Annotated in this window: 9 protein-coding genes and 1 riboswitch; of the genes, 7 read left to right on the top strand and 2 right to left on the bottom strand. The window is 49.3% G+C overall.

The window, feature by feature from the left end:
- Positions 1 to 7: 7 nt before the first annotated feature.
- Entirely contained in the window at positions 8 to 3,277 is a 3,270-nt protein-coding gene (locus BLS44_RS03665; RefSeq protein WP_090388699.1) for a SusC/RagA family TonB-linked outer membrane protein, read from the bottom strand.
- Positions 3,278 to 4,070: 793 nt separating this feature from the next.
- Positions 4,071 to 4,174, top strand: a riboswitch (SAM riboswitch).
- Between the two features lie 147 nt (positions 4,175 to 4,321).
- On the opposite strand from BLS44_RS03665, the gene BLS44_RS03660 reads away from it, so the two are divergent.
- The 5 genes from BLS44_RS03660 (at position 4,322) to BLS44_RS03640 (ending at position 9,870) form a co-directional block, all read left to right on the top strand.
- Entirely contained in the window at positions 4,322 to 5,491 is a 1,170-nt protein-coding gene (locus BLS44_RS03660; RefSeq protein WP_090388698.1) for a trans-sulfuration enzyme family protein, read from the top strand.
- A 347-nt stretch (positions 5,492 to 5,838) separates the two neighbouring features.
- Positions 5,839 to 6,369, top strand: coding sequence for a DinB family protein (locus BLS44_RS03655; protein ID WP_090388697.1), 531 nt, complete (start codon positions 5,839 to 5,841; stop codon positions 6,367 to 6,369).
- On the top strand, positions 6,370 to 7,287 hold the full coding sequence (locus BLS44_RS03650) for a hypothetical protein (RefSeq protein WP_090388696.1): 918 nt from the start codon (positions 6,370 to 6,372) through the stop codon (positions 7,285 to 7,287).
- Complete coding sequence (locus tag BLS44_RS03645; protein ID WP_090388695.1) at positions 7,284 to 7,964, top strand: ABC transporter ATP-binding protein; 681 nt, start codon at positions 7,284 to 7,286, stop codon at positions 7,962 to 7,964. Before BLS44_RS03650 ends, BLS44_RS03645 begins: the two co-directional genes overlap by 4 nt.
- A gap of 1,321 nt (positions 7,965 to 9,285) precedes the next feature.
- Positions 9,286 to 9,870: an alpha-ketoglutarate-dependent dioxygenase AlkB family protein gene (locus BLS44_RS03640; RefSeq protein WP_090388694.1), complete on the top strand. Its 585-nt coding sequence runs from the start codon at positions 9,286 to 9,288 to the stop codon at positions 9,868 to 9,870.
- Between the two features lie 175 nt (positions 9,871 to 10,045).
- Here BLS44_RS03640 and BLS44_RS03635 read toward each other — a convergent pair whose 3' ends face one another.
- Positions 10,046 to 12,094, bottom strand: a complete 2,049-nt coding sequence (locus tag BLS44_RS03635; protein ID WP_090388693.1) for a M13 family metallopeptidase — start codon at positions 12,092 to 12,094, stop codon at positions 10,046 to 10,048.
- A gap of 322 nt (positions 12,095 to 12,416) precedes the next feature.
- On the opposite strand from BLS44_RS03635, the gene BLS44_RS03630 reads away from it, so the two are divergent.
- Positions 12,417 to 14,258: a type VI secretion system Vgr family protein gene (locus tag BLS44_RS03630; RefSeq protein WP_090388692.1), complete on the top strand. Its 1,842-nt coding sequence runs from the start codon at positions 12,417 to 12,419 to the stop codon at positions 14,256 to 14,258.
- 14 nt (positions 14,259 to 14,272) lie between these two features.
- A complete protein-coding gene (locus tag BLS44_RS03625) occupies positions 14,273 to 15,646 on the top strand; it encodes a hypothetical protein (protein WP_090388691.1) in 1,374 nt (457 codons plus the stop codon).
- The last annotated feature ends 10 nt before the right edge of the window (positions 15,647 to 15,656 follow it).

Raw genomic sequence — 15,656 nt, 5'->3', positions numbered from 1 at the left:
TTTAAATTTAAAAGGTTAGGTTCAATCCGGCAGTAAGGGTCCGCATCACCGGGTACGAATCGTAGTTCTTCTGCTCGGGGTCCTGGAACTCCTTCAGCTTTGAAACGGCAAAGAGGTTGGTCCCGTTTACAAACACCTGGGCATTGGTCAGCTTCATGCGGCTGATCCAGCGGGCCGGAAGCGCATAGGCAATGTTCAGGTTCTTCAAACGCATATACGCACCATTCCGGATCCAAAAGGTGGAGCCGTCGCTGCCGGATTCCAGCCAGTTCTGTCCCACCACCCGCGGGTACCTGGCATCCGGGTTTTCCGGGGTCCACACATCGCTGGCCCAGATGGGATAATAGACGCGGAAATTGCCGCCCCACTGGCGGATGCCCGGTCCATCCTGGTTACTGATCATTACATCATAAGCCGTTACTCCCTGGAAGTGCGCATCCAGCGAAAATCCCTTCCATGATACACTGAACCCAAACCCATAATTGACCCTCGGTTTTCCGTTCTTGCTCAGCAGCTGCACATCATTCCCATCGATCCTTCCGTCGGCACCGGGTGTAAAACCATCGCCTCTTACATCCTCATAAATGATGGCACCCATGTACGGAGGCCGGTCGTAATAATTATAGCCTTTGGCGATGAGCTCATCCAGCTGTTGCTGTGTACGCACAATCCCCAGCGCCTTAAAGCCATAGATGCGGTCCTCGGGCTGGCCGATGCGGGTACGGAAATGCTCCACACCATCCGGGCCGTAGGCCACCGGTTCATCCAGCACATCCCAGCGATCGCGGGCATAACCCATATTTGCATACACCCCATAGGTAAATTCTTTCCCCGCCTTATCGTTCCACTGCAAGTCCACCTCCGCGCCTTTGAAGGAGCGTACCGCGTAGTTCTCCGGTGCCGGCATGGCGCCATACACGTCGGGGATCGCTACTACCCGTGACGCCAGGATATCCTTCATCCGGTTGCCGAAAAAATCCAGTCTTCCCGAAAGCCGGTTGCTCAACGTGGCAAAGTCCAGACCAATATTCTTATTTTCTACTGTAGCCCAGGTCAAACCAGGTACCGGCACCGGGCTGGGCCGGATGGTCTTGTACAACCGGTCGCCAAACACATAGGGCGTACTGTTCTGATAGGTTTCCCGGTAATAAAATCCCTGGATGGTTTGTGGGTCTGCAATGGCGGTATAATCCAGGTCGTTCCCCGTGGTACCATAAGAAGCCCGTATCTTCAGCTCATTCAGGAAAGCGACATGGTCTTTAAAGAAAGACTCCTGCGAAAGCCGCCAGGCCAGTGATACGGACGGATAAGCGCCCCATTTGTGTCCTTTGGCAAAGGCGCTGTTGCCATCGTACCGGAGCGATGCCTCTACGATATAGCGGCTGGCATAGTTGTAATTCAGTCTCCCGATCCAGGACTGCGCGGCCCCCAGCCCTTCCAGCCCGTCGGCAAACCGGTCTGCAGGATCGGCAGAATAGGGAAAGAACTGGTCAATATCGGCAATGGGGTTATAGGCAGTAGCAATGGACCGGTAAAAATGATCCTGCCGCTGCTCAAACACCGCAAGGGCATCGATGGCATGTTTACCAAAACTGCGGTTATAGGTCAGGAAGGCATTGAACTGGTACTTCCAGCCATTGTCCTGCCGGTATCGTAAAAAGGGGGCCTGCTGGCTGAAATTAAAGGTATTGGTCTTGTTAGGATCCGGCGGGCCGGGTACAAACCGGTTATTGGGATCGCCCTGTATAAATACATAATTCTTCTGGAAGGTCATGTACCATTTCCGCAAGAAATCATTGGCTTCGTAATTGCCCACGATCTTGGCCGCCAGCCCCCGGGTGATCTTGTGCAGGTTAATGTCCAGGGTTGCAATCGTATTCAGCTGCCGTTTCCTGGTTTTGATATAGCGGTCGCCCATCACCTGGTCGATCACGCTCCAGGCCTGCCAGCTGCCCATGGGGGTTTGCACCGGGTAGTCCGTTATATGATCCGCCGGCGCGCCGTCTGCATTGATATAAAAGGGATATAGCTTGGGCCAGTTAAAGGTTACGCGGTAAAAATCCGATACATCATAATCATCATCCGGAGAAAAGGGCCAGTAAAACTTATCGGAGTTTTGCTGTGCCGCCGCAATATTCATATTCAGCCTGATATCGTCGGTGATCTTTGCCGTGATATTCGAACGCAGGTTAAATTTTTTATACCCCAGGTTCTCATAAGAACCATTCTCCCCGGTATAGCTGATCATATTATAGTAATTCAGCTTTTCGCTGCCCCCCGAAATATCGAGCAGGTACTTTTGCACGGTTGGGTTGCGCCACACCCAGTCATTCACATTATAGTTCTTGTCCTTAAAATAATTGAACTCGGTTTCACCATTGGGCAGCGGATCGTTCCTCTTGTTGTACTCGTTATTGAACTGCACTACCCGGTTCTGATAGATCAGTTCATCCGTGGCCGTGGTCAGATCGCTCAGCAGCGTTCTTGTAGGAGTGGATCCCGAAAAAGAGGTTTGAAAATGCAAAGCAGGTTTCTGCACGGTACCTTTTTTTGTGGTAACCACTACAACGCCATTCCCCGCTCTTGAACCATATATAGAGGCCGTCGCCGCATCCTTTAATACGTTCATCTGATCGATCTCGTTCGGATCCAGCGCATCAAACTCAGCCTTGCTCTTGATAACGCCGTCTATCACATACAGGGGCTCGCCATTGGCCCCCCGGATGCGGATGCTGGAGCTGGCACCCGAAAGACCGGAAGAGTTGGTGACCGTTACCCCGGGGGCCCGGCCCGCCAGCGTGTTCGACATATTGGTTGCCGGTATATCAGTAAGTTTCTTTGTACTGACACTGGTAACAGCACCTGTTAAATTAGAACGCCTTTGTGTGCCATAACCCACCACAACTACTTCGTCCAGTGCAGCCGCAACGGCTGAAAGCCGTATCTGGAGCGTGGTTTCATTACCTGCCGTAATTTCCCGGGGCTGATACCCGATGGCGGTTATTTCCAGCACATCGCCGGCGTTCACATTGATCCTGAACGAACCATCTGCGGCTGTGGCAACCGCAGTGGATGTTCCTTTTATCTTAATAGTAGCACCGGCTACGGGATTGCCGGCGGAGTCGGTCACCTTCCCCTCAACAGGCATTGCCCGGATCAACAGCGGAAGATGATAATGGGCCGCAGGCGTTGCCGCCTGCAGCGTACCCGGTTTTAACAACAGGCAACACAGCAGCAACGGGAAGCCTGCAACATACTTCTGGAATCTTGTTTGCATAAGCGCTCGTGATTTTAAAGTTTAAAGAATGGGATCCGTTTGAGGGCAGCAAAAAAAGGGGCACGAATGGCAACAGGCGGGCAGAACGCCACCGTACAAACAATAACGTTTTACATTCTCAGGTATCTATTTCTACATGCTTCAGAGCATTCCTTTTTTTACCAGGCAAAAGAAGGAACTACGTTTGATTTAGAGGGTTCATTGTAGGTTTCGAGGGTTTATTGAAAAAATAGAGAATAGCGAGACAAATGTTATCGAAAAAAATGCGTAAACAAAATTTTTTTAGTATTTTTTTAAATAAAGTCAACAAAAGGCGATTATTTAAGCAGTAGTCATCAGTCTTTATTAAAAAAATAAATAAAGTTTTTGATTACATTCGGCAGAACTTCATGTAACCCCTTCAAAAGGCGAAGGCCCCATCACGAAACAAAACAAGGTTTTTAAACAGACCCGGTACATTCTTATGAGCCCTGCTGCAGTACAAATGGCAGCTTCCTTGCGTCGCACACCCGTGCTTCTGTACAGGTATTTTTATCGATTACCCATATGGTGCATAGGTAACAACCGGTTCCTGCACAATGCCTCTACGGGGCGCCATCCGGGGGCCCTGATCCCAATATTAAGCGTTCTGTAAACACGATGTTTCTGCACAGCAGTAATGATTAAGATCCCGACGTCTGCCGGTTAGCAGACCTGATCCGGTGGGTTGCACTCCATCACATTCAAAAAAAATCCCCGGAAATTTGGAAGTCTCCTCAAATAGTCTATAATTTTGCCATAGTTCTTGAAAGTATTCTTATCCAGAAAGACCGAGGGACTTGACCCGATGACGTCTTGGCAACCTCCGCATTGCGCGGGAAGGTGCCACCTTCAACCACAATTGTGGAAAGATAAGTTAGAAAAAGCCTTTTCATTTATTGACAAAATAACTGGATGCGCTTCTGACTTGTCGGGAGCGCATTTTTTTTGCGTCCCCGGCATCGCTTCTTTTGTTTTTCCGGATGGATTTTTCAGGTGTATTCTTCACAGTTAAAAACAAAAAAAATGAAAGAGCAAACAAAGATCTTACACAGCATTCCTGTAGATGAACTGACCGGCGCCATTTCCACGCCTATTTACCAGACCTCTACTTTTGTACAGGAGGCCCCGGGCCTGCACCGCGGCTATGACTATTCGCGCACCAACAATCCTACACGCGCCACACTGGAACAGCTGATTGCAACATTGGAGGGCGGCAGCAGCGGGTTCGCTTTTGCCAGTGGTTTGGCGGCAATTGATGCCGTTGTAAAACTGCTGAACGCAGGAGATGAGATACTCGCCGTGGATGATATCTATGGCGGCGCCTTCCGGCTGTTCACTCATATCTATCAAAAATTTGGCATCCGGGTAAATTATACCGATACCACCAATACGGAACAGGTGGCCAAAGCCATTACCCCAAAAACGAAACTGATCTGGATCGAAACACCCACAAACCCCACATTGAAAATCTCGGATATCCGCGCCATTGCGGCCATTGCGAAAACACATAATATCCTGCTTTGCGTGGACAATACCTTTGCCTCACCGGCCGCCCAGAAGCCACTGGAGCTGGGAGCCGATATCGTGGTACATAGTGCCACTAAATATCTTGCAGGACACAGTGATGTGATCGCCGGGCTGGTGGTTACAAAAAATGACGACCTCGGAGCACAGATCAAATTTATTCAAAATGCCTCCGGCGCCATACTGGGGCCGTTTGACAGCTGGCTCACCATCCGCGGAATTGAAACCTTATCCCTGCGTATTGTTCAGCATTCAAACAATGCACAGGCCGTTGCTGAATTTCTGCAAACGCAGGGGCTGGTCAGGAATGTTTATTACCCGGGGCTCCGCTCCCATCCCAATCATGCCGTTGCAAAACAACAGCAAAAATACTTTGGCGGCATCGTCAGCTTTGACCTGCAGGCAGACCAAAAAGCAACCGCCACGCAGCTGGTAAAAGCAACCCGTTACTTTCAGCTGGCGGAAAGCCTGGGTGGTGTCAAAAGCCTGGTTTGTCTGCCCAGTGAAATGACCCATAAATCCATCCCGGCTGCCATCCGCCACCAGTCGGGTGTTACAGACAGCCTGGTACGTCTTTCCGTAGGGCTGGAGGATCCGGAGGACCTGATCCAGGACCTGGAGCGGGCCCTGCGCATCGCTGCGGGGCGGTCAATACCTGTTAGGTCTTAAGACCTAACAGGTGAGCGTTGCCAGCGCAGTAACAGAAGGCCGGGCCAGCAGCCAGGCCAGGGGCACTATCACCTTTGTTATGTCTGGCGTATTAGTGCCTCCTATGTTTGCCACTGAAGCACTGAAACAAGGAAGGTCTTAGGTTATTGCTGAATTAAAGTCAGAGAACTGCTCAAACAGTAAGGATCTTTGCCAGAGAAGCATCAACAATCGGTGTATCTGTGGCAAAACGCGTTGCCCTTCGTGTGTCTTGGTCTTTCTGCCTTCGTAACCCAATGACTTTAATGATGTACAGAACCCTTCTTTAAGTTATATTTGTACCCCCACTCATTTTAAATCCTGATAAGATGAATAAATCAGCCATTGACCCGATGCCGGAATACTTTGACCGCTATATTAGCCAGGTGCCGGACGACCTGGAGCTTGTGCCTGCCATTCAAAAAAGTATCCTGGATATTTACCAACTGGACAAAGAAAAGATCAGCAGCCTGGGCGATGATGTATATGCACCGGGCAAGTGGACGATCAAGCAGATTCTTTTACATATCGCCGATACAGAACGGGTGTTTATTTACCGCGCATTGCGTTTTGCCAGGAAGGACAGTACTCCGGTACAATCCTTTGATGAGAACCTGTTTGCCGAAAATTCAGCGGCCGGTGAGCGCACGCTTGAGTCCCTGCTGGATGAGCTGGTGGCGCTGCGTCAAAGTACGCTTGCGTTCTACAAAAACCTGAGCGATGAACAGCTGCTGGCTACCGGGCATACCTATAAATCGGAAATGTCTGTACTGGCAATGGGTTTTACGATCGTGGGACACCAGGCACATCATTTCAGGATCATTGAAGACCGGTATTTCCCATTGCTGAATGCGCAATAAATGAGCTTTTATTTTCGGTTACAATTCCGGTTGCTTAACCGGCATATACAGGACTTTGGCCTGTCGCCCCTGTGGGGATGGCTTTTAGGGGCCACAGGGTTCTTTCTTTTTTCCTGGCTGCTGTTTTCAAAAACAAGCTTTGCGTTGTACCTGTACCTGCTGCTGGCCGCATCCTGGCTGTTACAGCTCAGCAACAGGAAAAGAGCCGATTTCCTGAAGGTTATTTTTCCCGCATACACCCTGCGCAGTATTCGAATGACCGAAAACCTGATCGTCGTTGCCCCCTTCGTATTGTTCCTGTTATACCGGCAATATTTTCTTGCAGCGCTGTTGTTGTTACCGGCCTCCCTGGTACTTAGCTTTTTCCATTATTCAGCGGTTATCCGCAGCGCCATCCCCACCCCTTTTGGCAAAAAACCTTTCGAGTTCGTTACCGGGTTCCGGCAATCCCTGCTCTTTTTCCTGGCAGCTTACCTGCTTGCCGGCATCGGTATCTTTGTTGACAACTTTCATCTATGCCTGTTTGCCTGCGGCGTCAATTTCCTGCTGATCCTTTCCTTTTATACCAGGCCCGAGCCCTTGTTTTACCTGTGGAGCTTTGCCTTTACCCCCGCCGGTTTCCTGAAAGAGAAGATCAAAACAGCCCTGCTGCACACAACCTTTTTAACGTTCATTCCCCTGGCGGCGCTATTGATCGCTTACCCTGGCAAATGGTGGCTGATTGCAGGTATCCAGTTATTGGGATACCTGTATATTATCCAGGTCATCCTGGTCAAATACACGGCTTATCCCGGAGAGATCCCGGTGATACAGACGCTCATCTTCCTGGGCAGCATTTTTTTTCCACCACTGCTCCTGGGTCTGATCCCTTTTTTTTATTCAAGATCCGTTAACCGGTTAGCAACTTATCTTACATGATCAGCATTGATTCCCTTTCCAAAAGTTTTGGCAGCCACCAGGTGTTAAACAACATTTCCATCTGCTTTCAGAAAGGAAGGGTATATGGCATCGTGGGCGAAAATGGTGCAGGTAAAACCACCCTGTTCAACTGCATAGCCGGCATTGAAGACCACCAGGGCCGCATTACTGCAGATCGTGCTCCTTTGAAGAACCACCTGGGCTTCCTGCAAACGGAACCCTACTTCTTTTCAAAGATCACCGGGGAGGAATACCTCCGGTTGCTTTGCCACGCACGGCACAAACCAGCAGAGCGCGCAGCACAAAAGAACATCTTTGAGCTTCCGTTAAAACAATATGCGGCTACCTATTCTACCGGGATGAAAAAGAAGCTGGCCCTGATGGCGATCCTGATGCAGGAGAACGACTATTTTATCTTAGACGAGCCGTTTAACGGGGTGGATATACAAAGCAACCTGCTGATCACCGCCATCATTCATAAACTCAGGGAACTCGGCAAAACCATCCTCATCTCCTCCCATATTTTTTCAACACTTCATGAGACCTGCGACGAGATCCATCTGCTGCAGAACGGGGTCTTTAGCAAAGCCGTGGCCCGGGCCGATTTTGACCTGCTGGAGCGGGAAATGAAGCAGGTGTCCATTGGAAATAAAATTGAACAAATGGAACTAAAATAAGCAGGACCTATTCTCCCTATGCAACAGCCTTCCTGCTGCCGGAACAGCGTTCTTCACTGCGCGTATACCCGCATAGCTACTATAAGCCGGCGTACCCAACCTCAGCGTCGGGTCCGGTGATCTGAAAACCAAGCAGTATATAACCGATCCATTTTACCCCCCGGCAATTAAAAACCGGAAGGCGGGCATTAATTAACCTGAGTTAAGCGTTTTGTAAAAGAAAAACAGCAGTTTTGCACTGCAAACAAAGACACAACTGGCTGCTTTAAAAAGGATTGAATATACCATTATTCCAACATAAAAAATTGTGGATCTATCAAAGACAGCCGGGAGTGTTCAACAGAACACTCTTTTTTATGGCTTTGCCCCAATCAGGAGCAACGCAGGAAACATTAAGAATCCCGGGCTTTACCGCCAGTTGACGAAAGCGTCTATCAACAGCATTTAAAGATGCGAACCGGATACTTTTACCGGCGGCCATACCCGGATTAACAATAAGCGTTCAGACACCAGCAGCTATAAGGACATCATCCGGGGCCATCCTGAAAACGCAGCGCCGGTCAACTTGTTGAAAACATGGTGCGCCCCACTATTTCCCCTGATCAAAAACGGTACCTTACCGGCAGACATGGGTCAATAGTTCCCGTTGTTTCTTACCTGCGAATCATTCACAACATGAAAATAACAGGATCATTATACTTTTATTCTTTTCAGCCATGGTCTATTCACAGAAGATCACCGACACCGCAATCCTGCGGCGATCGTTAGACAAAGCCATTTCAGTTATCAGGTCTGTCATTGAAAAAGGTGCAAGGAACCGGCTTTAGTACGCAACCGTAACATTTATCGAAAACACGGTTGAGAACACGGAATTTGTGGAAAAACGGCGATACCAACAGTGCTCCTTTCCATTAAAAACAGCGCCAAAAAAACAGCGGGCCTTTCACCGTTAGCCGGGGACGTTCCCGGGTCATTTATATCCGGGATAAAAGCAATCCTGCTGGTTGCTCACACTGCGTGAAATAGCGCAGGATGCAACCCCTGAACCGCCAGGCAGCGGTACCCTGTCAATAGCGCAAGAATCGGGTTCCCTTTTACATCCTCAACCCTCAATTTTGTGTTATAAATTCGCGGGATGAAGGTACAGGAAAAAATAAGCTTCAATAAGATAGTCACAAGCATCAAATACATCCACAGCAATTTTAAAGAACAACCGGACCTTTGTGCCATTGCAAAAGCGGCTGCGGTCAGATGCTGAATACCGGATGCCAGCGTGCGAAAGTAATGAGTATGATTTTTACACTTAAATACCCTTTCCTTTATGTATAACCTGTTGCCGTACGACGGCATCGTTCATTATTATGGCAGGGTCCTGGGACAGGACACCGCAGACTTCTGTTTTGAAACGTTGCTAACCTCCATCGAGTGGCGGAATGACGAAGCCATTATCTTTGGTAAAAGGATCATTACGAAAAGAAAGGTTGCCTGGTATGGCGATCATAATTTTGAGTACACGTATTCCAAAACCACAAAAACGGCGCTCCCCTGGACAAAGGAGCTATTACAGTTAAAAAAAATATGCGAACAAAAAACAGGTGAGGACTATAATTCCTGCCTGCTTAATCTTTATCATACCGGTGCAGAGGGTATGGCCTGGCATTGCGATGAAGAGCGTGAGCTTAAAAAAAATGGCGCCATTGCTTCATTGAGCCTTGGCGCCGAAAGAAAATTCGCATTCAAACATAAAAACAGCGGTGAGCGGGTAGACTGTTTTCTTGAACATGGAAGTCTGCTGGTAATGAAAGGTACTACACAAACCCACTGGCTGCATCGTCTTCCGCCCACTAAGAAAACGCATACAGCCCGTATCAATCTTACGTTCCGGTGTATACACGACAATCGCTGAGCTGCCAGACCTGAGATTTCAGGATTGAAACCTAAGACTTCTCATCAAGTATAAAAAACCAGCTTCCCATTTTTTACATAAACCACTGAAGGCTGATAGCCGATCGCTGAAACCCTAAAAAAGCCATCCTGATCGGATCAGGACGGCTTGCTGTAACAAAATAAACAAAAACAAATCACCAAATCTTTGCGCGTTCGCTTTCCGGCTTATACATTTTATCGCCCTCCTTCACATTAAAGGCTTTATACCAGGGTTCAAAATTCGTTAACGGGCCGTTCGCTCTCCATTCAGCAGGTGAATGGGGGTCTATCTTGATCAGTTGCTTTGCCCGCTCCGGTGTTGCCTTGCCCCTCCATATCTGGGCCCAGCTCAGGAAAAAACGCTGATCGGGAGTAAACCCGTCAATCAGTTCATTGCCCTGTCCCTGTTTCGTTTTTTTAAATGCATCATAGGCAATGGTGATACCGCCCAGGTCCGCAATGTTCTCGCCCAGGGTCAGTGAGCCGTTTACGTGCACTGAATCCAGCACGGTGTATTTATTAAACTGGTCTTCCACCATTTTCGTTTTAACCTTGAACTTCTTCTCATCCTCCGGTGTCCACCAGTTTTTCAGATTACCGTCGGCCGCATATTGCGCACCCTGGTCGTCAAAGCCATGGGTCATTTCATGCCCGATTACGGCACCGATCCCCCCGTAATTCACGGCGTCATCCGCCCCGAAATCAAAGAAGGGAAATTGCAGAATCGCAGCAGGAAAAACGATCTCGTTAAATGCCGGGTTGTAATATGCATTGACCGTATTGGGGGTCATTCCCCATTCTGACCGGTCCACGGGTTTCCCCAGCTTTGCCAGCTCCCGTTTATATTCAAAAGCCGCAGCGTTCAGTACATTCTGCGCGTAATTATCCGGTGTAATTTCCAGGCCGGAATAATCTCTCCATTTATCCGGGTAACCGATCTTTTTCATAAAGGACGCCAGTTTTGCCTCCGCTTTTTGCTTGGTGGCATCGCTCATCCAGTCCAGGTTCCTGATGCGGTTATTGAAGGCATCCTGGAGGTTCTGCACCAGTTCCATCATCTTTTGTTTCGCTTCGGGCTTAAAATACCGGTCTACATACAGCTTACCCAGCTGCTCCCCTACTGCGTTATTAATGATCTGCATAACCCGCTCCCAGCGCGGCTTCTGCTCCTTTTGTCCACTCAGGGTCTTATCGTAAAAGTCAAAATGCGCCGCATCAAAATCCTTTCCCAGGTACGGCGCCATATCGGAAAGCAGCTTGTAGGTCAGGTACGCCTTCCAGGTATCTGCCGGTACCGATGTAAGCAAACCGGAAAGCGTTTTATAATACTGCGGCACTGTTACCAGCAAGGTGTCCTGCCCGTTAACGCCCATTTTTGCAAACACATCTTTCCAGGAAATACCCGGCGTTTGCTTTGAAAAATCCTCAAGGCTGAATTTGTTGTACATTTTTTGCGGGTCCCGCATTTCCTTGGGATATAATGAAGCGGCTGCCAGCTTTTCCTCAAGGGCAAAGATCGCCAGCGCGTCCCTGCCTGCCGTTGCGGTGTCCGTTCCGCCCAGGCTCAGGATCCTTTTTATATACGCCTTATAGGCCTCCCTGTTCTTTTCGGCTCCCGCATCTTTGTCTGTATAATAATCCTTCGAGGGTAAGCCCAGCCCCCCCTGTGTAAACTGCAGGATATTTTGAGTTACATTCTTATCATCCGGCCCGATATAACTGGGCAATACTGTTGCCAGTCCCGTTTTACCGTTCTCTATGATCACATCCAGCAACTGCCCGGGGGTAGCAATGGCCTTAATGGCATCCAGTTGTTTTTGCAGCACCGTAGCACCAGCCTTGTCAATAGCGGCGGTATCCATACCACTTTTATAAAAAGCGCCTACATTAAACTGCGGTGTTCCAGCAGCAGCCTGCTCCTTTGCCACTTCTTCCAGCAGCGTGTGCACCGATTTGTTGGTTTTATCCCGCAGCTCGTCAAAACTTCCCCATCGGGTCTTATCGCCCGGGATGGGTGTATTCTTTACCCAGGTACCATTAACGTACAGGAAAAAATCATCCCCGGGTTTTACGGTGGTATCCATATTAGCGCGGTCCAGGTAAGAGGTCCGCTCGGCTGCCTGTTCCCCTGGCTTACCGGGGGCAACGCCACACCCGATCACTCCTGTTGCCAGCACAGCGGCAACGACTGTTTTGTATTGCATTTTTATTTTAATTGTCCGTCAAAGGTAATCATCCCCCCTGTTGCAGGTAAAACATTTACATGAACGGTCGTAAGGTTTAATGGTCCAACATTAACTTAATTCGGGTTAAGTTATTTTTAAACCTCCCGAAACTCTGAGCCCGTGGAACCATATTGGTATAAACTTTGTGACCACAAACAAGCCCCTCCTGTCAGCTAAGAAATACCATTTTTATCTGATATGAAGCCCCTCGCCGGGTGGCACTCTAAACAAACCGGTAAAGCCCTCAGTTCTTTTAAACAGATTTAGTGTATTGATTCCATAACCGACAAAAAACTTATTTATGGCCCAGCTCACCCAGCCCGTTTTCAGTATTAACGGGAAGCCGATTGCCCAATTCACCACTTTTTCTTTAAACCAGGCGATCTTCGAACACCACCATTTTACCCTTGTTTGCCCCGCCCAAACCATTGATGGTAAGGCCGGGATCTTTTCTGCATCCAAGGATATGATCGGCGCTACTTTTGGCGCACGCATTACCGGCGTTGGCACCAAAAGCGACCTTATGTTTAACGGCATTGTGACCGGAGTGGAAACGGCACGCTTTGCCGGGCATCATGGCGATGTGGTGATTACCGGTTACAGTCCGACCATTATCCTGGACGGTGGCCCGCACTGTAAGAGCTGGGAAAAAAAAGCCATCAAAAACATTGCCCAGGACGTGTTGAAATTCTTTCCCCAGAACCTGCTGGAGCCCAGGATACACCCGCTATATGGAGAAACACTGGCCTACACGGTCCAGTATAAGGAAACGGCCTGGCAGTTCCTGCAGCGGCTGACCGGCACCTATGGGGAATGGCTGTTCTGGGATGGCAGGAGCCTCCAGGTTGGTCAGCCCGCAGACAATACAAAAGCCAGCCTCGTTTATGGAAGTCACCTGAGCAGCTTTAACGTGGCCCTCCAGGCCAGGCCCACACAGATGCAGATGATGGCCTGGGACTATATGAACAGCCAGACCTATACCAGCGAGCCGGTGGATATTGAACAAAAGGCCGGGCTGAATCCCTGGGGAACCCAGGTGTATAAAGCCGGCCAGGCTATATACAGTACCCAGCCCAAGCTCTGGAACAACCAGTTCCTGACCAACAAAAAACAGCAGGACGATGTACTGAATATGCGGAGTGCTATGGAAAGCAGCCGTATGGTGCGCTTTAACGGGCAAAGTGGTCATCCGGGGGTAGCCCTCGGCGGCAAAGTAGAGGTAAAGGGCAACAACGTATTCAGCAGCCAAACAGAAGGTTATGGCGATTACCTCGTTATTGCGGTGCATCACCAGGTAGATGCCCGGGGCAATTATGAAAACCAGTTCGAAGCAGTACCCGCAAGCATTAAAGTGCCCCCCGTTGCAAGCCCCCCCGAACCCAATTGCGAAACACAGAGCGCTATCGTTACAGACAACAATGATTTTAACGGTCTCGGTCGTATCCGTGTAAAATTCCACTGGATGAATGGCGCGGAGAAAAGCCCGTGGATCCGCGTTACCACGCCCCATGCCGGTGGTGGCAAAGGGATGTTCCTGATCCCCGAGGTTGGCGAGGAAGTGATCGTTGGCTTTGAAGGAGACAGCGCCACCAAACCCTACGTGATCGGCGCAGTTTACCACGGGCAGGCCAAAAACAGTTTTGGCAATGCCGGTAATGATGTAAAAACTTTCCAGAGCCGCAGCGGCAGCAAAATGGTCTTCAATGACAAAGACGGCAGCGCGCTTGTATCTGACCAGGGGGGCAACAGCACCATGATGGATGGCGCCGGCAATATCATTACCAGCAGCCAGGAAAGTATAAAGCTAAGTTGCGGCGCCGCCAGCATTGAGCTCAAAAAAGACGGTACCGTAACAATAAGGGGAAAAGACATCAATACATTTGCCACCAATGATGTTATGACCGGGGCTCAAAAAAACATCACCATCGGCGCGCAGGAAAAATTTGCGGCAGGCGGTATGAAAGAAGCCGGGCTTTCTTCCATGCAAACCGTCAACGTAAGCGGACTTACAGAAGTAACCATCGCGGGTCAGAAACTGAAGGCGGGCGGCGCCGCCGAAACCATCATCAACGGTGGTAAAATCAATATGGGAAGCGCGGGCGACGTAAGCGTAAGCGGGGCGCTGATTAAGATGAACTCCTAAATAGTTGTAACAGCATGAACAATACCCCCTCTATAGCCCATGAATTTTATAAGGTAAGAGAAGAATGGGCGCGCATAGAAAAACTGAAACACTGGTCGCTGGCAGTATGGGTTGCCGGATACCAGGATATCGACATCATCGATAAATTCATCGAAACAGAAAGCCTGGCCATCGGTGTTTTTGACGATATTTTTTTTCGCTTTGAAACAACCTATAAAGGGAACCCGGTATTATTTGAAGAAGAACTGTGGCAGGAGTACCGCTCCTGGTTTGAAAAAACACCCCAGCCCTCCAAACAGGATGTAATAGGCGCCCTTAAGAACGACGGGATATTAAGCCCCGATTTTGAACCGCAATTCCATGTAAACTCCGGCTTTACAGGATTGATCCGCGAAATGCTGCGGCTGAAGCACAACCTGGAGGGTTATGAAGCAACCCATTTCTGCCTGTATTTTCCGCCGGCAAAAGCCAACCGGTTCTTACTTGGCGATTGGTTAAACAGGACCCTGAAGAAAGAGCTGCCTTCACAGATCCGGCTCATCACTATTGATTACGCAGCAAACAGGAAGATCTTTGTAAGCAATTATGAAAAAGTAGTGGAGTTAACCCCGCAACTGAATATGCTGGCGGCCATTAACAATGAAATGGATAAGGGGGGCGGAAGAACGGATGCCGTAAGCCCCGAAAGCCGGCTTACCAAACAGATCCGGGTGGTAATGGACAGCATTTTAAAGAACAACAAAGACCTTACCCTCCGGGAATCCCGCAAAATGATTGGCCTGGCAAAAGAAACCCAAAACCCCTCCACCCTCGTTTCATCCCTGCTGGTAGCTTCCCAGGCGCACTACAACATCAAAGACCATGAACCCAGCGAACAATATGCAGAGGAAGCGATTATAAAGGCTGAAGCTCTGATGAATGACGGTGATGCAGCGGGATTCCATTGCTGGAAAGCCTGCATGATGTTAAAAGGCGCGTTGCTGTCTGCTAAACGGAAATGGGAAAAAGCAATTGCCGTATATGATGCTTTGGCTGAAAAGGCCCTTTCCCACGGGGATATCTTCTTTACCATGGAAGGGCATCGCATCAGCGGCCATCTCTACTATCTAAGGGGAAGAATGCAACCCGCTTTCGAGCAATCACTGCTGGCCCTTGTGGCGGGCAGCTATTTAAGCCGGGAGATGATGCGCCAGTCAACCTTTTTGCATGCGGCCTATCTTGCGCACTTCATCGGTGAAAAAATCAAGCCACAAGACGAGTTAAAGATCCTTGAAGACCAGCTGCAGGATTGGGTTGGTGAAGACTGGAAAGAGCTGATCAGCAGTTCAGAACTTGAAAAAAGCACTACAAAACCGAGGAGCCGTTTTATGCCCCCTGTATCTTTTTAATGGATGAAGC

The organism is Niabella drilacis (genome assembly GCF_900101395.1).
Taxonomy (GTDB): Bacteria; Bacteroidota; Bacteroidia; order Chitinophagales; family Chitinophagaceae; genus Niabella; species Niabella drilacis.
Note: the sequence above shows the minus strand (reverse complement) of the source record. Positions and strands in the feature narration are given on the sequence as shown.